Source organism: Enterococcus sp. VV15, assembly GCF_005236045.1.
In the GTDB taxonomy this organism is placed as follows: Bacteria; Bacillota; Bacilli; order Lactobacillales; family Enterococcaceae; genus Enterococcus_B; species Enterococcus_B durans.
The window spans coordinates 34,834-54,524 of sequence record NZ_QPTY01000009.1 but is presented as its reverse complement, the minus strand read 5'-3'; the positions used below and the strand labels follow the sequence as shown (position 1 = coordinate 54,524).

The following is a 19,691-nucleotide window of genomic DNA, read 5'->3' as shown; positions in this document are numbered from 1 at the left end:
GAGGGGGAGAAAAATGAAGCGTTCATTAGGCGTGTCCCTTTATCCAGATCATAGTGATTTGGATGAGGACAAAGAATATTTAAAATTAGCACAAAAATATGGGTTTACGCGCATTTTTATGAGTATGTTAGAGGTAACAGAGGACCCTGAAATCGTAAAAGAAAAATTTCGTCAGCTGATTACTTTTGCTAAAAGTTCGGGATTTGAAACGATTTTAGATGTCGCACCGAATATTTTTGAACAGCTGGATATTTCTTACGACGATCTTGGCTTTTTCCATGAAACAGGTGCAGACGGAATCCGTTTAGATTTAGGTTTCGATGGCAAAAAAGAAGCATTGCTTACGTACAACCCCTATCAATTAGCAATCGAGTTGAATATGAGTAATGATGTGGCCTATCTGGAAAATATTTTAAGTCATCAAGCAAACCGGCCATTTTTATATGGATGTCATAACTTCTATCCCCAAGAAGGAACGGGATTACCCTATGCCTTTTTTCAATCTTGTAGTGAACGATTTAAGAAGTATGGAATTCGAACAGCGGCCTTTATTTCGTCACAGGTGGGAAAGATCGGACCATGGGATATCAATGATGGGTTACCGACATTGGAAATGCACCGACATTTAGCGGTAGAAACGGCGGCGAAGCATCTGTTTGCTACCAATTTGATCGATGATGTGATCATTGGGAATGCCTATGCTTCAGAAAAAGAATTACAAGCTTTAGGAAATCTGGATCGTTACCAAACAACGTTTACGGTCGAATTTGTATCTGAATTAAATGAAGTTGAGCGAGCAATCATGTTGAATGAACAGCATGTTAGACGAGGAGATATTACGGAACAAGTGATTCGTTCGACAGAAGTGCGCAAAAAATATGGTGGACAAAGCAATCCTGCCCATGATACAACCTTTGAATTTCAACGAGGAGACGTTGTTATCGGAAACGATAGCTTTGGCAAATATAAGAATGAATTGCAAATTGTTTTAGAACCACATAGTGATTCTAGAAAAAACAAAGTCGGTTCGATCATTCCGGAAGAAAAAATCTTACTTGATTCTATTCATCCGTGGTCAAAATTTAAATTTATAGAAAAGTAGGCGCGATGATGTTTGATTTAGTAATCAGAAAAGCTCATACAGTAACAGGAAAAATAATGGATATTGGAATTGAAGATGGGAAAATCAAAAAAATTGCTCCGATCATTCGTGAAAAAGGAAGAAGAGAAGAAGTCTTAGCTCCTGATCAGTATTTATCTGCAGGTTGGATCGATGATCATGTGCATTGTTATGAAGAAATGACACTTTACTATGATTATCCTGATCAAATTGGGATAATGAAGGGTGTGACAACAGTCATTGATGCAGGAACTACTGGTGCTGAAAATATCAGTCGATTTTATGAACATGCCCAACAAGCAAAAACCAATGTCTACGCACTATTGAATATTTCAAAATGGGGAATCATCAAACAAGACGAACTAGCGGATCTGACAAAGATCCAAAGTGACTTAGTGAAAGAAAAATTAACAGAACTACCTGATTTTATTGTAGGTATCAAAGCACGAATGAGTAAAACAGTTGTGGGAGAAAATGGGATCATCCCACTTCATATGGCAAAAAAAATCCAACAAGAAAATCAAAATTTGCCCTTGATGGTCCATATTGGTTCTGCTCCACCACATTTATCTGAAATTTTAGATGGACTGGACCGCGGAGATGTCTTGACGCATTGCTTTAACGGAAAAGCAAATGGGATCATGGATCAACAGACGAAAGAAATCAAGCCTTTTGTTAAAAAAGCAATAGAAAAGGGAATCATTTTTGATATTGGTCATGGGACAGATAGTTTTAATTTTGAGGTAGCTGAAAAAGCGTATGAACAAGGAGTCAAGGCAGATTCGATCAGCACTGACATCTATATCAAAAATCGTAAAAATGGTCCTGTTTATGATTTAGCAACGACAATGGAAAAGCTGCACTTGATTGGGTATACATGGCCTGAAATAATCGAAAAAGTGACGATTGCCCCTGCTGAAAATTTTCAGTTAAGAAAAAAAGGGAAGATCGAAGAAGGTTTTGATGCTGATTTCACAATATTCGAATGGCGACACCAAAAGAAAACAGTGACTGATTCAAACGGCAATCAACGAACGATAACGGAACAAATCAGACCAGTGTACACGATTATTGGAGGAAAGAAATATGAGTGTGAGTAATGAAAAATTCAATCTAAAAGAAGTCATCAACGCTTCAGGAAGAATGACAGTGCTGGGTGTGTCGAAAGTTTCAGAAGCTGTTCTTGAGGCCCAACGTTTTGGTGGTACACATTTTTTTGAAATGGCTGACCTTAGTGAAAAAACGGGAGGTTACTTAGCTCAACTCTTAGGCGTAGACGATGTCCAAATCGTCTCTTCTGCCTCAGCCGGCATTGCGCAATCCATTGCCGCAGTCATTGGGCAAGGTAGTTTGACTCATATATATCATCCTTATTCAGATACCATCAAGAAAAAAGAAATCATCTTGCCAAAAGGACACAATGTTGATTATGGTACTTCTGTGGAGTTGATGGTGAAACAAGGTGGTGGAAAAGTCGTTGAAGCAGGCTATGCAAATATGTGTACACCTGAACACCTCGAAATGATGATCACAGAACAAACAGTGGCAATCTTGTATATCAAGAGCCATCACACCGTACAAAAGAGTATGCTGACCATTTCGGAAGCAATCGAGGTGGCAAAGAAGAACGATTTGCCTTTGATCGTTGATGCTGCAGCGGAAGAAGATTTATTGAAATATACACAATTAGGCGCAGATCTAGTTATTTATTCAGGCGCAAAAGCAATCGAAGGACCTAGTGCTGGTATGGTCATTGGAAAAAATCCTTATGTGTCGTGGGTACGTATGCAATCAAAAGGGATTGGACGTTCGATGAAAATCGGGAAAGAAAACATCCTTGGTTTTACTCAAGCAGTCGAGGATTATTTGCAAAATGGGAGTGAATCAGGGGAATCAATGAAAAAACGATTGCAACCATTTATAGAAGAATTGAACAAGATCGAACATCTTGACGCAAAAATCGTGCAAGACCCAGCTGGAAGAGAAATCTATCGTGCAAGTGTGAAGACCACAGGGAAACCTGCAAAAACAGTTATCAGTGAGTTAAAAGAACAAAATCCAGCAATCTATACCCGAGAATATCAAGCAAATAATGGCATCATTGAATTTGATATCCGTTCGGTTGATCAAACAGAGATGAAAAAAATCATTCAACGGCTAAAGGAAATAGTGAAGGAGAGAGCATAAATGACACGAACACCCAATTATTTAAAAGATCAGATTTGCTTGAATGTCTTGGCAAATTCGCTCCAAAATGCAAAAGAATGCTACGAAGCAGCAGAAGGACACATTTTGTTAGGGGTGCTTTCAAAAAATTATCCGAATGATGAAGCAGCAATCAAAGAAATGAAGCAATATCAAGAAGCTATCAATAATGCTTTATCAATTGGTTTGGGGGCAGGAGACCCGAATCAAAGTCAGATGGTCACTCGATTAGCCAAAGTCTTGCAACCGCAACATGTCAATCAAGTGTTTACAGGTGTAGGGGCAACACGAGCTGTCTTAGGACAGTCGGAGACAGTAGTCAATGGACTAGTTTCTCCGACAGGAAAAGAAGGATATGTCAATATTGCCACAGGACCATTAAGTTCACAAGGAACAGCGGGGGTGGTAACGATCGAAACGGCGATTCGCCTCTTGCAAGACATGGGAGGAACATCGATCAAATATTTCCCTATGAAGGGATTAGAACATCAGAAAGAATATGAAGCAGTAGCCCAATCCTGTGCGCTTTATGATTTTGCTTTAGAACCAACTGGTGGCATCGATTTAGAGAATTTTGAAGAAATTGTTCAAATCGCAGTTGATGCAGGAGTAAAAAAAATCATTCCTCATATCTATAGTTCCATCATTGATCCGACTACTGGAAACACAAGACCTGAGGATGTTCGCAGATTATTGGAGATCACAAAAAAAATCGTAGAGTAAGGTGAAAAAATGAAAATTGGTGCATTTGGTGAAGTGATGCTGCGATTGACACCACCTGAATATTTGATGCTAGAGCAAACACATACACTTCGAATGTCTTATACAGGGACCGGCGTGAATCTTGTAGGAAATTTGGCGCATTTTGGCATTGAAAGTTATTTGCTGTCTGCATTACCTGCTAATCGGCTAGGTGACGCGGCGTTAGCCAGTTTAAAAGGATTAGGTGTCCATACCACATACATTATTCAAAAAGAACAGCATATCGGGACCTATTTTGCAGAAATGGGGTATGGCATTCGACCAACTGAGGTGACGTATCAAAATCGGAAGCACAGTTCTTTTGGACTAGCCGAAAAAAAGGATTATCAACTAGATGGATTTATTGAAACAGTTGATCTTGTGCATATCTGCGGTATCGGTTTAAGTTTGACTGATCTCTCAGCACAAACAGCAATTGCTTTGGCAAAAAAAGCAGATGAACAAGGGAAAAAAGTTTGTTTTGATTTTAATTTCCGTCCTAGTTTAAATCAAGAAAAAAATAAAAAAGCAGTGCTGAAACAACGGTATGAAGAGATTCTTCCCTACTGTACACTTTTACTAGGCTCGATTCGTGATTTGACGGAGTTGATGGAATGGCAGTCTGAATTTTCTGAGGTAGAAACGCCAAACGAATATATCCGTTCTTTCTTAGATTACTATGGGATTGAATGGTTTGCAGGAACCAAACGGACGGTGAGCGGGGGAAACAAACAATTAAGTGGTTATTTGATTACTTCACAAGAATCTGTAGAGACAGAATTGTATGATCTTTTTGTGCTAGATCGAATTGGTGCAGGCGATGCATTCGCAGCAGGGATTTTATTGGGGTATGCAGAAAAATGGACACTTTCACGAACTGTAGAGTTTGCCTTGGCAAATGCACGACTTGCACATGCTATCCAAGGTGATGTTCCTTTAACTACCAGAAAGCAAGTCCAACAATTGCTAGATGCACCAGATGTGGATCTGATCAGATAAAAGAAACAGTCGACGAACACAGACATCCATCAAGAGGGGCTATTCTGCCTTGTTCTGATGGATGTTTTTTGAATAATGGTAATGAATTATTTTTAATTATATAGATATTTTATTGTTCAGAAAAGTTGTCAAATTACTATTTTTCAGGATATATACTGAATAAAAAAATTTTTTCTACAAAAAGTTGGTGGAAAAACAGAACAGTTTTTTGTGATTTTTTGGATTCGCTTGACTACTGTTCAAGTGATCAGTATCATAAATGACAGATAGAAACAGCTAAATAAAAAAGGCGCCTCCATTTCTAGTGGCAGCTAGAAACAGAGGCCTTGAAAAGTCATACACAGTGACCAGTCAAGTTTGCCATAGTCAATGGAAACCATCGACTTCGTTTATTGTATCGAATCTTAGAGGAGAAATCTAGCCTTTTGGAGAGAAAAAATAAACAAAATGAATGCGTTTTATTTACTGTGTCAAAAAAGGATTGGGCAACGCGTGTCCAATTCTTTTTTTATCCAATAAATACACCTGAGGATAAGAGTATCTAGCAAGGATTAAATGGCGGCCAGAAGATAGATACGTTGATGCAGTTCATCTGGTTGTGTGTATGGATCTTTTCAGGATAATGAATGACCTCGTGTAAGTGGCATTCAGCCAATCATTATTTGGTTGTTTTCTATCGTTAATCAAAAAGAAAAATGCTCATGTATGCTAGGCGTTAAGGGGAAAACGACCAAACGTTCATAATTGCTTACCAAGGAAATAAAATAAAAAAAAGCAAGGGTTACCATCTTTTGTATGGTGGAAAGCCTTGCTTTTTTATTGCATGTTTATACATAAAAAGCTGTTTTATTTACGTAAGGTCTACTATAATAAGAAAAAAGTTACCTAAAGTAATTATTTTTGAGCGATAAAGGAGTGATAGAATGGATCGAGAACGATCAGAGGCTTATTTGGGTGCTTGTATGATTGCGAAACGAACGACCGAATTTTTGCCGACACCACCAAATGGATTGCAGCGAAGGCATATTTATATTTTGAAAACTTGTTATCATTTGAAAGAAACAAACGGTACTGTGAAAATCAGTGATATCGCTAAAGCAATCAAAGGAACTCTACCGAGTGTGACAAAAAATGTCGCAACCCTAGAAGAACTAGGGTATATGAAAAAACAAACAAATAAAAAAGATAGGCGCATCATCAATGTTGATTTAACCAATAAAGGCTTGGCTCTTTATCGTAAGGATGTTTCTGGATTCCATGAGCAAAATGCAGAAATTTTACAAGAAATTTCTATTGAAGATATGGATACGACGATTCGAACAATCAAACGAATCTATGAGTTGATGAACGATAGCATGGGTTATCAGAAAGGAGAGATGGAATGTATCGAACATTAGGAAAATCATTAAGACAATATAAAAAACCGGCTGTATTTACGATGATCTTCATGGTTTTGGAGGTATCTATGGAAGTCATGCTCCCTTTTTTGATGGCAAAGATACTTGATCGCGGGTTTGAAACAAAAGATATCAGTTACATTGTCAAGATAGGTCTGCTTATGTGCTTGGTTGCTAGTCTATCGATGTTATTTGGCGTATTGGGAGGGAAATTCTCCTCAGATGCTTCTGCTGGATTTGCAGGGAATTTGCGGGAAGATATTTATAAAAATATCCAAAGCTTTTCTTTTCAGAATATTGATCGGTTTTCAACCTCAAGCTTGATTACTCGTTTGACGACTGACATCATGAATATCCAAAATGCTTTTCAAATGGTTCTGAAAACAATTATTCGTGCCCCATTTACAATTGTTTTTGCCTATGGGATGGCTTCCTATACCAATACCAAATTAGCATTAGACATTTTAATCATCATCCCAGTAGTTGCGGTTATTTTGATTGGGATTGTTTATAAAGTCCATCCTTATTTTCTTCAGGTGTTTAAAAAATATGATCATTTGAATCAGACTGTTCAAGAAGATATCAATGGTGTTCGTGTCGTTAAATCATATGTCCGTGAAGAAAAAGAGATCGACAAGTTCAAACATGCTTCGGATGAGATCAAAAAGATTTTTATGAAAGCAGAGAAGATTATTGCACTGAATAGTCCAATCATGCAGATTGCCATTTACAGTACATTGCTTGTTGTCTATTGGTTCGGAGCTAAGTATGTTGTTGGAGATATGATGTCTGCTGGTGAGTTAACGAGTTTTATCATGTATATGATGCAGATCTTGAATAGTTTGATGATGATTTCGATGATTTTTGTCATGATCGTTATTTCCGAAGCTTCCGTTGAGCGTGTTTCAGAAGTGTTGACAGAAAAAAGCACATTAACTAGCCCAGAAAATGCACTGAAAGAACTTGAAAATGGAGCAATCGAATTTAAAGACGTCCAATTTAGTTATAATCCACAAGCAGAAGAACCCAACTTAAGCCAGATCAACTTACAAATTGCTTCAGGTGAGACGATTGGTATATTGGGGGGACAGGAAGTGGGAAAACTTCCTTGATCCAACTAATCCCACGCTTATATGATGCTTCTGCTGGAGAAGTATTAGTGGGTGGTAAAAATGTAAAGGAATATGATCTAGTGACCCTAAGAGATCAGATCTCAATGGTTCTTTAAAAGAATACATTGTTTTCAGGCACGATCATTGAAAATCTTCGCTGGGGCAATGAGCATACGAGTTTAGAAGAAGTAAGGCATGCCGCTAAATTAGCACAAGCGGATGGGTTTATCAATAAGTTTCCAGATGGCTATGAAACGGTCTTGGATCAAGGTGGGACCAATGTTTCAGGTGGTCAAAAACAACGGTTGACGATTGCGAGAGCTTTACTGAAAAATCCTAAGGTATTGATTCTGGATGATTCAACAAGTGCTGTAGATACGAAAACAGATCGTATGATACGCCAGTCTTTGATGGAAGAAATCCCCAACATTACGAAAATCATCGTGGCACGAAGAATCTCTTCGATCCAAGATGCAGATCGAATCGTCGTTTTAGATGAAGGAAAGATCAATGGGATCGGCACGCATGAAGAATTATTAGCGACGAACCAAATCTACCAAGAAGTGTATGAATCACAAGTGAAGGGAGGGCGAATCAGTGAGGAATAATCAATTACAAACAAGTCCAGTCAAATTGTTGAAATGAATTTTTTCCTATGCACTGAAATATCGTCTTCGTTTGATCGTTGTGTTCTTTAGTATCGTGATCAGTGCGGCAACGAATGCTATTGGGATCAGTTTTACAAAACAATTGATCGATCGGTTTATTGAACCATTGTCAAAACAAGAAAATCCAGATTTTGGTCCACTATTAAAAATCATTACTTTAATGGGCATCATGTATTTTACAGGGGCAATGTTTACCTACGTGTATAATCGAACGATGGTTACCGTGTCACAAGGGATCTTAAAAGATATTCGTGATGAGATGTTTACCCATATGGAAAAATTACCTGTTCGCTATTATGATTCGCATCCAACTGGTGATATCTGAGTCATTACACAAATGATATCGATACATTGAGACAGATGATCAGTCAATCGATTCCGCAAACAATCTCTGCACTGGTAACAGTGACCGCTATTATCATTGCCATGCTGATCATCAATATCCCAATGACGATTTTTGTATTAATCATGGTTTCTTTGATGGTTTTTATCATTCGGACTTTAGGAAGTAAGAGTAGCAAGTATTTTTCCTTACAACAAGGATCTTTAGGCGCTGTAAATGGTTATGTGGAAGAAATGATCGAAGGACAAAAAGTAGTCAAAGTTTTTAATCATGAACCGCAAGCAATCCAAGGGTTTGTTACATTGAACAATGAGTTAAAGCTGAATTCGACTAAGGCTAATACGTATGCCAATATTTTGATGCCCATCATGGGAAATATTGGAAACTTCACGTACCTTCTAACAGCTGTGATTGGAGCTATTTTTTCAATCACTGGCGTTACAGCATTAACACTAGGAAGTATTGCTTCATTTGTTCAATTCACGAAAAGTATCACGATGCCTATTTCACAGATCTCGCAACAATTCAATGCGATTATTTTATCTTTAGCAGGCGCACAACGGATTTTCGATTTATTGGATGAACAGCCAGAAGAAGATGATGGAACGATCGAGTTGGTCAACATTGAGAAAGATTCTGATGGACGAATCCACGAATCCGCAACTCGAACTGGGGTTTGGGCTTGGAAAGACGTACAACAAGGTACGATACATTATACTGAACTAAAAGGGGATGTTCGTTTCGATCAGGTGACTTTTGGTTACAATGCGAATAAAGTGATTCTCCATGATATCCAATTGTTTGCAAAGCCTGGACAGAAGATTGCTTTTGTTGGGGCGACTGGTGCGGGTAAAACGACGATCACGAACTTGATCAATCGGTTTTATGATATCCAAAAAGGAACGATTACCTATGATGGTATCAATGTCGAACAGATCAAAAAGTCATCTCTTCGTCGCTCATTAGGAATCGTTTTACAAGACACACACTTATTTACTGGAACGATCAAAGAAAATATCCGTTTCGGAAAACTTGATGCAACGGATGAAGAAATCTACGAGGCTGCTCAGTTAGTCAATGCAGATCATTTTATTCGTCAATTACCTAATGGCTACGATACAGAGTTGAGCGATGACGGAAGTTCTCTTTCTCAGGGACAACGACAATTACTTTTCATTGCTCGAGCAGCTATAGCTGATCCGCCAGTACTCATCCTTGATGAAGCAACATCTAGTATCGACACTCGCACGGAAACGATCGTCCAAAAAGGAATGGATTCCTTGATGAAAGATCGGACTGTTTTTGTCATTGCGCACCGTCTATCTACGGTACGAAATTCGGATGCGATCATGGTATTGGATCAAGGAAGAATCATTGAGCGAGGAACACATGATGAGTTGATTGCCCAACAAGGAGAATACTATCAATTATACACGGGGTCATTCAAACATAGTTGATCGTTAGAACGATAACAAAAAATAGGTTTCAAGAAAGAAGCCGAATTACTTGAAAATCGTTGGATTTTTGAGTGATTCGGCTTTTTTGGTAAAAAATTGAGCGATACTAACTCTACAGGTGACTCATTATTTTGGAAAAAGTAATAGTGTGTATAAAAAGGAGATTTTGTAAAAAAGGCAGCGAAACATTTTCTATTAGTGAAACATAACATCTGAAAAAAATAAGGAATCAACTATTTCGCAAAAATGAAAGAAAACATTAGAATGAGAAATGTTATTGACGCATGAAGTGAAAGCATAGTTTTCTCTAGAAGAAAGTCGTTTCATATTTTTTACATAGTTATTTATTTGTATTTAATCATAAAAACGAGTCGGAAAGCATGCCACCCTAAAACACTATATCTAGTGTTTTTCGTTCTATATACCATTAAAAAAGCACAAAATCTAGTCTTTTATTTTAAAAAAACAAGAGTAGAATAAAGATATACTTTTAAGTTAGGAAGTGTTTTTTTTTGAAACTGACAGTTTTTTGCGGCTCCCGTTTTGGCAATAAAGAAAGTTACAAATTTATTGCTCAAATGTTAGGAAAATATATGGCACAAGAAAATATTGAATTGGTTTATGGCGGCTCGGACTCCGGCATTATGGGTGTATTTAGCCAAACCGTTCTAGAAAATAATGGAAAAGTCACGGGGATCTATCCTACCGGACTTTTCGAATTAGAAACTCCTAAGGAAGAAGTTACAACGTTCATTCCGACAGATTCAATCGATGAACGGAAAGTATTGCTCTTTGAAAAAGGCGATGCTGTACTGATTTTTCCTGGGGGATTAGGCACTTTGGAAGAGTTCTCACAACTCCTTTCTTGGATAGCTATCGGTCTCACGCCAGATAAACCAATCGGGATTTTGGATATCGGTGGCTACTATAGCGGATTGCAAATATTGCTAGAGACATTTGCCAAAGAAGGCTTTATGGATGCAAAATGGTTAAATCGAATCTTTTTTTCAAATAATCCCTTAAAGTTAGTGGATCTATTACGAGAAGAAACAACTGGATTATCAACATTATTGAAGGAGGCAAAATAATGAGTCGAATCTATTTAGCAGGCCCATTTTTTTCAGAGAAACAAATCGAACGTGTAAGTAAAATCGAAAAGGCATTGGAAGAAAATAAAACGGTGAGCAGCTTTTATTCGCCACGACACCATCAAGAAAGCAATTATGAATTATTTACAGCAGGCTGGGCTCAAGAAGTATATGAAAAAGATATGGAAGAGTTAACTGCGGCTGACTTTGTCGTTGCTATTTTAGACTATGAACACCAATCAACTGATCCAGGGACAGCTTACGAACTAGGGGCTGCAACGATGATGGACAAACCAATGATCGTCTTTCAGGAAGAAACAGTTCCAACGAATTTGATGATCACGCAGAGCTTGCACACTTATTTGAAATCAGTAGATGAAATTCGCAACTATGATTTTGAAAAATTACCTGTAACAGCATATGTTGGCGAATACTTATAGAAAAGGAAGGATTGTATGTCAGTGATATTGATATCAGGAACAATTGGCGCAGGAAAAAGCAGTTTAACAGATATGCTTGCAAAAGAAATTGATTCAAAACCATTTTATGAAAGTGTAGAGGATAACGAAGTTTTACCGCTTTTTTATTCTAATCCGGAACAATACGCGTTTCTATTACAAATCTTTTTTTTGAATAAGCGATTTCTAGCCATGAAGAAGGCATTAGTGAATGATGACAATGTATTGGATCGTTCAATTTATGAAGATAGTTTACTCTTCCATTTGAATGCTGATTTAGGACGTGTAACAGATATCGAAGTCCAACAATACGACCATTTACTAGATACTATGTTGAATGAACTAGATGATGTGGCACCGAAAAAAAGACCAGATTTGATGGTCCATATCAAAGTATCATTAGATACGATGTTGGAACGGATCAAAAAACGTGGTCGTACGTATGAACAACTTGAAAGTGATGAAACGCTATATGGATATTATGAATCATTGAATCAGCGATATGATCAATGGTACGAAGATTTTGATGTATGTCCTAAGATCCAGATTGATGGAGATCGGTTTGATTTTGTAGAAAAACCGGAACATGCCCAAGAAGTGATCAAACAAATCCAACAAAAATTAGCTGAATTAGAAGGAGAGGCTTCTGGCAGTTACTTTACAGAAAACAATCATGCGAAAGGGCAAGGGCTTGGATTGTAAAGAGAGTATCCTTTAAAGCAATAGTGAAAAAGCCAAAGTACAGAAATTAAAAATGAGGGTAGGATAAAAGTAACACAAACTTTTATCCTACCCTCATTTTTAATTAATTATAGAAATCTCCGATGAAGCTTTCTTTTGTATAAGTTTCAAATGATTTAAATGAATCTTTGATTAATTTATGACAATGGTCACAAATACTTAGGCTTCCTTGATCGCTAAATTCAGTATGAATATTCTTGCTACTTGTACATGTACAGTAGTCGTGACTATCAAATGTACTCATTGTTTTCTCCTTTATTTCAAACTGCTTACTCAATATAACAGAAAAATATGAAATATCCATAAGAATTAAGCAAAATTAAAAAAATGTTCCACGAATCAACAGAAGAATACAAAAAATGAGGTCGGGACAAAAGTGTTTCTTACTTTTGTCCCAACATCTTTTTTTGAAATTTTCGAAAAAACTGACTTTTGGACGCCGTTTATTCGAGAGTTTGTAGCAAAACTGATTTTTTGATTTGTCCAACATTTGCTAAACAGATAAATTTATTTCGGAGTTGGCTCATTTTTGTATGGACAACTCGTGTAGCCTATGCAAAACGATTAGAGGCTATAGATATTTCCATCCTCGTCTTCTATGCGATAATTTCCGATTTTAGTGAATTGAATCGACACGTCTTTTCCTTTTTCTTTTCCTGTGATCGTATAATTATCTGATTTAGTTTTTATCTTGATATCGGTTAAAGTGATTGCTTTTTTTGTAGTATTGGAAGTATCCGTTTCATCTTCAACATACGTGCGTACCCAAGTCATCTTATTATCTGTGAAGGTGAGTTGACCACTGATTAGATCCATATCTTTGCGTACCTTCAAGGAATACTGGCTATTTGTAATGTCTGACTTATCTGCCATCAGAATAGATGAGTCAGTGGTTTGTTCGGATGATTGATCTGCCCCACCAAACAAACTACAGCCTGATAGAGTAGAACTTGCAAAAAGCAAAACAATCATTACGATTAATTTCTTCAAAATACTGCCCCCATTTTATAGTTATCAAAATTATACCATTAGACAGGAAAACATGAAACGGATGAGCGTGAAAATCCGTAGTTTCAGTGAGTCAACTTTTTAAACAAGAAGGAAAAAATTATTTTTTCGAATTGGTTCTTCAAGAAAAACGTCCTGTACTTTGCTAAGTATAGGGTTATTTAAAAAAATGTCAATTGGTCTAATCCTTTTTGGAAAACGTTTCATAAATAGGCTTGTAAGTTGAGAAAACGTTTGCTATATTGATGAGGAAGTAACGAGTGATGAGATTCACAAAAGTTATTGTAACTCTATAAAAGAAGGTGCGACTATGACAAATTATCAATTTCCTGCTCACTTTTGGTGGGGGTCAGCAGCAAGTGGTCCTCAAACGGAAGGCCGTGTATCTGGTGATGGCAAAGGAGAAAATATCTTTGATTATTGGTACAGTAAAGAACCAGAAAAATTTTTCGATCAAGTAGGACCGGGAAAAGCATCACAAGTTTATACAAAATACAAAGAAGATGTCCAATTAATGAAGCAGACAGGCCACAATTCATTTCGGACATCTATTCAGTGGAGTCGTTTGATTCCTGAAGGGATCGGCGAAGTCAATCCAAAAGCAGTTGAATTTTATAATAGCTATTTCGATGAATTGATCGAAAATGGCATCGAACCTTTTGTCAATTTATATCATTTCGATATGCCGATGGCACTCCAAGAAAAGGGTGGTTGGCTCAATCGGGAAACAGTGAAAGCATATGAACGTTACGCAAAAATCTGTTTTGAATTATTTGGAACAAAAGTCAAGAAATGGTTCACACATAATGAACCGATCGTACCTGTAGAAGCTGGCTATCTTTACCGCTGGCATTATCCGGAAGAGTCAGACATGAAACAAGCTGTTCAAGTAGGCTATCACGAAGCATTAGCATCTGCTTTAGCAGTTAAAGCGTATCATGAAATGGAACTAGAAGGTCAAATCGGTATCATTTTGAATTTGACACCAAGTTACCCTAGAGATGAAAAAAATCCAGAAGACGTGAAAGCAGCTGCAATCGCTGATGCCTTTTTCAATCGTTCTTTTCTAGATCCGGCGGTCAAAGGAGAATTTCCACAGGAATTAGTAGCAATCGTCAAAGAACTAGGGATCATGCCTGCAATCAATGAGGGCGACTTGACGATCATCAAAGAAAATACGATCGACTTGTTAGGGATCAATTACTACCAGCCTCGAAGAGTAAAGGCAAAAGAAACACCGATTGATCAAGAAAACGGTCCAATGCCAGAAGACTATTTTGATAATTATCAGATGCCTGGGCGTAAAATGAATCCTTATCGAGGATGGGAAATCTATGAAAAAGGCATCTATGATATTTTGGTCAATGTTCGTGAGAACTATGGCAATATCGACTGCTTTATTTCTGAAAATGGGATGGGTGTCGAAAATGAAGCTCGTTTCATCAAAGAAGACGGGATGATCCATGACGACTATCGAATCGAATTTGTTCAAGAACACTTGAAATATGTGCATCAGGCGATTCAAGAAGGTAGTAATTGTTTAGGCTATCATATGTGGACATGTATGGATAATTGGTCTTGGACGAATGCCTATAAAAACCGGTATGGGTTCATTTCTGTCGATTTATCAAACGATGGAAAACGGACGATCAAGAAATCCGGCTATTGGTTTAAAGAGTTATCTGATAAAAATGAAATGATTTTATAGCAATAAAGAGGAGATCGAGACAAAAGTCGTGTAGGTTTGAGAAATTGGAGAAAAAAACGAGCAATACGTTTTTTGTATTGCTCGTTTTTTTTTGGAAATTTCCGAAAAACCTGACTTTTGGACACCGTTTATTGGGAATTAGAGTCTGTAGCAAACCTGATTTTTACCTTTGTCCTATATTCTTTTTTAGTACAGACGGTAAAAAGGTGTCTGTTGTAATCATGTATAAGTTTGCAATAAGCGAATCTGTCATGGATATTTTCCTCAATAAAAGCATCAAACAAATGGAAGAGAAAAAAGTGGTTCGAATTAGGAGAAATAGGTACGTGCATCCTTTTTTTAGACGATAAAAAATAATTCTAGTTTTTTAAAGCTTTTTTTTATTTTTTCCTCTATAAGACCCTTTTTTTGTATATAATAGTATAGGTAAAATTAAATAGGAGTGAAGGAAGGCATGAGAAAAAAGAGACCTTTTCTTCTCTTTTGGTTACTTGGTTTTTTCCTACTGCTTATTTTGTCTGCTGCGGCTTCAGGAAAAATGACAGCTGATATTTCTCAAAAAAATACAGAAAAAATAGTTGCAAGTAAAGAATCAGTAGATAAATTTAAAAAAGAATTTTCGACGTATTGGTGGGAAGATTATAAATTAGTAGCCAACTACGATAAGGGAGAATTAGAGATCTATTTGCCAAAAGATAAGGAAAATAATCAGTTCATCAATATAGATGATGTGCTGAGTGCGATTTCATTTAGACAATATCAATTCAAGGACAAACACTTGACGGTGTTATTACTAACCAACAAAGGGGAACGCTTGGCCCGATTAAAAAATGGCAAAGTCAAAACCAGTTATTCGGATAAAATCAATGTAGATGTAGTCGATAAACGACTAAAAGAATGGATCAAAACAAACGAGCAAGTGAAAAAAATTTCAGAGTCTACCACTACGTCAGATTCTCCGACAGCACCTCCTTCGACTAGTGGGGAAACAGGCGTAAATGCGGTCAATAATCAAAGTGAGTTAAATCAAAATAATCAATAGAATTATCTAAAAAGAGTAGAAAAACAAATCAGTTGTTTCTATTCTTTTTTAGTTGTTGAGACAAAACGGCCAATCAGATGGGCATGTTTTTAGCTAATTTCTAAAAAAAGCTTAAAATAATTTTTTTTTTAGAGAATTTTCATTTTTGAAGAGCAGAATATACGAAAATGAATAGAGAGAAGTGATATGTGTGACACGTTTGAAAAAATTGTGCCAAAATCGTCTGATGATTGTTCTGATCGCCAGTTTTTTCTTTTGGTTAAAAACAATTTTTGCCTATTGTATTGATTTTTCATTGGGAGTAGAAGGAAGTATCCAATACTTTATTTTATGGATCAATCCGATTGCAACGACACTGCTTTTTTTTGGCTTATCTTTATATATAAAGAAGCTAAAACCAGCGTTGTTTGTCCTTTTGATCATTGATATTTTAAATACATTAGTTCTATATTTGAATATTATCTTTTACCGTGAATTCACTGATTTCATTACGGTGAAATCTGTATTAGGATTTTCAAAAGTATCACAAGGTCTTTCAGAAAGCTCTTTTTCTTTGATGGAACCCCATGATATTTTATATTGGGTGGATATTCTCATTTTTATCGGTCTACTTGGTTGGTTGGTCGTGAAAAAAGTTCCACTCAAGAGTCCGGCTGTGCCCAAACCAGTTGCGCTAGCCCTCACTTGTCTATCCGCTTTGATATTTTCTGGTAATTTAGCGCTCAGTGAAGCGAATCGCCCTCAGTTATTACAACGAACGTTCGATCGTTCTTACATCGTGAAATATTTAGGGATCGATGCTTATACGATTTTCGATGGCATCAAAACAGGAATGACGAGTAGCGTGCGCGCGCATGCAAGCAGTAATGGAATCGATGAAGTACTAGATTATACGAAACAACACTATGCTGAACCAAATCCCGATACATTTGGCATTGCCAAAGGAAAGAATATCATTGTATTACATTTAGAAAGTTTTCAGCAATTTTTGATCAATATGAAGGTGGATGGTCAAGAAGTCACTCCGTTCTTAAATAGTATTTTTCAAAATCAATCAACGATCAGTTTTGACAATTTCTTCCATGAAGTGGGTCAAGGGAAAACAAGTGATGCAGAAAATATGTTAGAAACTGGTACTTTTGGATTGCCTCAGGGTTCATTGTTTACAGAGCTTGGCTCAGATAATGTCTTCCAAGCAGCGCCCGCGATCCTTGGACAAAGCCAAGGATATACAAGTGCTGTCTTCCATGGGAATGTTGCTAGCTTCTGGAATCGGGATCACGTGTACAAAAACCTTGGGTACGAGAATTTCTTTGATCGTTCTTATTTCAAAGATTCAGACGAAACTCTTGGGTATGGCATTTTGGATAAAGATTTATTTAGTGAATCGACCCAATATTTGGAACATTTACAACAACCTTTCTATGCCAAATTCTTATCTGTCACGAACCATACTCCTTATTATACAGATGATAAGAATTTTGACTTTCCGTCATTGAATACAGGGAATAGTACGGTAGATAATTATGTACGAACTGCTCATTATCTTGATCAATCATTAGAACAGTTCTTTACGTATTTGAAAAAATCTGGTATTTATCAAAATTCGATGTTTGTGATCTACGGGGATCATTTTGGAATCTCTAACACAGACAATGCAGATCTCGCAACAGCGTTAGGGAAAGATGCTAAGACTTGGAATGAATTTGACGATGCTCAAATGCAAAGAGTGCCATTGATGATCCATATTCCAGGATATACGCAAGGAAAAGTGAATCACGAGTATGGTGGAGAGATCGATGTATTACCGACTCTGTTGCATCTAGTAGGTATCGATGATAAGAATTATATCCATTTTGGAACAGACCTATTGTCTGCCAAACACGATCAAGTAGTTGCATTTAGAAATGGAAACTTTGTTACGCCGGATTATACCGTCTTAGGTGGAAAAACCTATAATAATCAAACAGGTGAAGTTATCGATGAGAAAACAGCAGGAATCGAGGAAGAGATCAAACAAGATCAAGATAAAGTGAAAAAAGCGTTAAGTCTCTCCGATAAATTGAATCAGGAAAATCTTCTAAGATTCTATGTCCCAGAAGGATTTGAAACGATCGATCCTAAAAAATATGATTATAAAGATGAAGCACAAAAAAATGAAGCAATCGAAAAACAAAAAGGAAATAGTTCAACGAGTGTCTATTCAAAAAATGGCAATAAAACAACGACGAACCTTTATCCGATAGAACCAGTAACAAGCAAATGATCACACTAAAAAACTTCTAAAGAGACTGGATGCTCCATTTCTTTAGAAGTTTTTTTTATAATTCATGAATTTTTTATTTTTTGCGTATTTGATTAATGAATGAAACAAATTTTTAGTATTGAATGTTCTTGCTTCATCTTGTTCTTGGATAAGGGAAGAGCCAATACAAAAATCTGGATGTATTCAAACGATGGAGGAGGAATTTTATGTACGATGGGAAATTGATCAAACAACTTAGGGTGAACAGAAAACTGACACAATCACAATTAGCACAAGGAATCTGTTCTAAAACGTCTTTAGTAGGGATTGAAAGCAATTCAGTAAAAAAAATATCCTTTTTGACACTGAAAGCATTTTTAGAACGATTAAATATTTCTTTGGCTGAGTACGAATGGTTACGTAATCAAATGGATGAACCAAAGAAAATCAAGAAAAGTCGTCATCTTTTAAACAAAGTCCAAGAAGATAACTTCGATCCTTATAAGGAAATTGCAAATAATCGCAAACAATTCAAAAAAACGACGGATCTCTATTATCTGGTATTGAATCTACAGATGTTTTGGGAAACAGAAGGGGAGTTGCAATTAGAGTTTTTAAAATATGAATGTCGGACAATAGAAGAGTATTTTATGCAAATGAGAGAATATGGACTCTTCGAATTGGGTATATTAGCTGAATTTCCTTACATATTCAGTGATTCATTCATTGATAACCATTATTTAAAAATCAAGAAAAGAATGCGGCTGTTGTCAGATTCAAAACTATCAGATCAATATTTGTTTACTTTTTTAAAAAACTTAACCATTTACTATATTGATAAAAAACGTTTCAAAAAAGCCCGTAGTATCAATGAAGATATGTATCGCAGTTTAGCTCACAAAGAAAAGTCAACAATTATTTATGAGATGTTGATGCTTGAGTATTACCGGCGGATGATTGCTGCAGCTTTAGGTGAACCAATCATAGAAGGAACAAACATGCTCTTTTCTGTGATCGAATACACGTTGGGAAAGAAAGAACGCGTAGCGCTTGAAGAAAAATTAGCAGCCGTTGAACACCAGAAGAGCGAGGGAAGATAAAGAAACTTAGTACAAAAAAGCATGACGATAACTAGCTAGAGAGTTCTAAATGATAAACACAATTAGGACTCTCTGACTGAGTTATTCAGTGAAGATTTTGGTACCAACTTTAACGTAATCAGGCAGAAGTCGCCCATCCTCTATAGGTGGGTGATGAATGCCGTTCGGTATGAGGGTTACCGTTGGTAACTCGAAGACCGACAACTAAGATGTATTACCTTTTTATTTTGTCCTATGTTACAATCAGTCTATACAAGAA

General features: G+C 36.7%; 15 protein-coding genes and 2 pseudogenes. 15 read left to right on the top strand and 2 right to left on the bottom strand.

The features are described from left to right. Positions 1-13 precede the first annotated feature (13 nt). From DVW83_RS05210 to DVW83_RS05160, 11 genes and pseudogenes are all read left to right on the top strand, one after another. Positions 14-1,102, top strand: coding sequence for a DUF871 domain-containing protein (locus DVW83_RS05210; RefSeq protein ID WP_104661869.1), 1,089 nt, complete (start codon positions 14-16; stop codon positions 1,100-1,102). Positions 1,103-1,110: 8 nt separating this feature from the next. Then, positions 1,111-2,220: an amidohydrolase/deacetylase family metallohydrolase gene (locus tag DVW83_RS05205; protein WP_104661868.1), complete on the top strand. Its 1,110-nt coding sequence runs from the start codon at positions 1,111-1,113 to the stop codon at positions 2,218-2,220. Further along, complete coding sequence (locus tag DVW83_RS05200) at positions 2,207-3,307, top strand: DgaE family pyridoxal phosphate-dependent ammonia lyase (protein WP_137239096.1); 1,101 nt, start codon at positions 2,207-2,209, stop codon at positions 3,305-3,307. The genes DVW83_RS05205 and DVW83_RS05200 overlap by 14 nt, the downstream gene beginning before the upstream one ends. Continuing rightward, positions 3,308-4,048 carry a 2-dehydro-3-deoxy-phosphogluconate aldolase gene (gene dagF, locus DVW83_RS05195; protein ID WP_104661866.1) on the top strand — a complete coding sequence of 247 codons (741 nt, stop codon included), beginning with the start codon at positions 3,308-3,310 and terminating at the stop codon, positions 4,046-4,048. It abuts the gene before it with no gap. 9 nt (positions 4,049-4,057) lie between these two features. Beyond that, entirely contained in the window at positions 4,058-5,065 is a 1,008-nt protein-coding gene (locus DVW83_RS05190; protein ID WP_104661865.1) for a sugar kinase, read from the top strand. A gap of 923 nt (positions 5,066-5,988) precedes the next feature. Beyond that, positions 5,989-6,462, top strand: coding sequence for a MarR family winged helix-turn-helix transcriptional regulator (locus tag DVW83_RS05185; protein WP_104661864.1), 474 nt, complete (start codon positions 5,989-5,991; stop codon positions 6,460-6,462). Then, a pseudogene (locus DVW83_RS05180) lies at positions 6,447-8,182 on the top strand (ABC transporter ATP-binding protein). The gene DVW83_RS05185 and the pseudogene DVW83_RS05180 overlap by 16 nt, the downstream one beginning before the upstream one ends. 37 nt (positions 8,183-8,219) lie before the next feature. Continuing rightward, positions 8,220-10,042 (top strand): annotated as a pseudogene (locus tag DVW83_RS05175) (ABC transporter ATP-binding protein). Positions 10,043-10,554: 512 nt separating this feature from the next. Then, positions 10,555-11,130 (top strand): LOG family protein, encoded by a 576-nt coding sequence (locus DVW83_RS05170; protein ID WP_104661863.1) that lies wholly within the window; start codon positions 10,555-10,557, stop codon positions 11,128-11,130. Next, on the top strand, positions 11,130-11,570 hold the full coding sequence (locus tag DVW83_RS05165; RefSeq protein WP_104661862.1) for a nucleoside 2-deoxyribosyltransferase: 441 nt from the start codon (positions 11,130-11,132) through the stop codon (positions 11,568-11,570). The genes DVW83_RS05170 and DVW83_RS05165 overlap by 1 nt, the downstream gene beginning before the upstream one ends. A 15-nt stretch (positions 11,571-11,585) precedes the next feature. Beyond that, entirely contained in the window at positions 11,586-12,290 is a 705-nt protein-coding gene (locus DVW83_RS05160; protein ID WP_123862331.1) for a deoxynucleoside kinase, read from the top strand. A 103-nt stretch (positions 12,291-12,393) separates the two neighbouring features. Here the strand turns inward: DVW83_RS05160 and DVW83_RS15430 are convergent, their stop codons facing one another. Then, the gene (locus DVW83_RS15430; protein WP_104660790.1) at positions 12,394-12,573 is read right to left on the bottom strand and encodes a hypothetical protein; all 180 of its coding nucleotides are present in this window, start codon (positions 12,571-12,573) and stop codon (positions 12,394-12,396) included. Between the two features lie 320 nt (positions 12,574-12,893). Beyond that, a complete protein-coding gene (locus DVW83_RS05150) occupies positions 12,894-13,319 on the bottom strand; it encodes a hypothetical protein (protein WP_104660791.1) in 426 nt (141 codons plus the stop codon). A 328-nt stretch (positions 13,320-13,647) separates the two neighbouring features. Here DVW83_RS05150 and DVW83_RS05145 point away from each other — a divergent pair, with 328 nt between their 5' ends. The 4 genes from DVW83_RS05145 (at position 13,648) to DVW83_RS05130 (ending at position 19,432) form a co-directional block, all read left to right on the top strand. Next, positions 13,648-15,045 carry a glycoside hydrolase family 1 protein gene (locus tag DVW83_RS05145; RefSeq protein WP_104660792.1) on the top strand — a complete coding sequence of 466 codons (1,398 nt, stop codon included), beginning with the start codon at positions 13,648-13,650 and terminating at the stop codon, positions 15,043-15,045. Positions 15,046-15,499: 454 nt separating this feature from the next. Further along, entirely contained in the window at positions 15,500-16,087 is a 588-nt protein-coding gene (locus DVW83_RS05140; RefSeq protein ID WP_104660794.1) for a hypothetical protein, read from the top strand. Positions 16,088-16,277: 190 nt separating this feature from the next. After that, a complete protein-coding gene (locus DVW83_RS05135) occupies positions 16,278-18,353 on the top strand; it encodes an LTA synthase family protein (RefSeq protein ID WP_104660795.1) in 2,076 nt (691 codons plus the stop codon). Between the two features lie 206 nt (positions 18,354-18,559). Then, a complete protein-coding gene (locus DVW83_RS05130) occupies positions 18,560-19,432 on the top strand; it encodes a helix-turn-helix domain-containing protein (protein WP_104660796.1) in 873 nt (290 codons plus the stop codon). Positions 19,433-19,691: the final 259 nt, after the last annotated feature.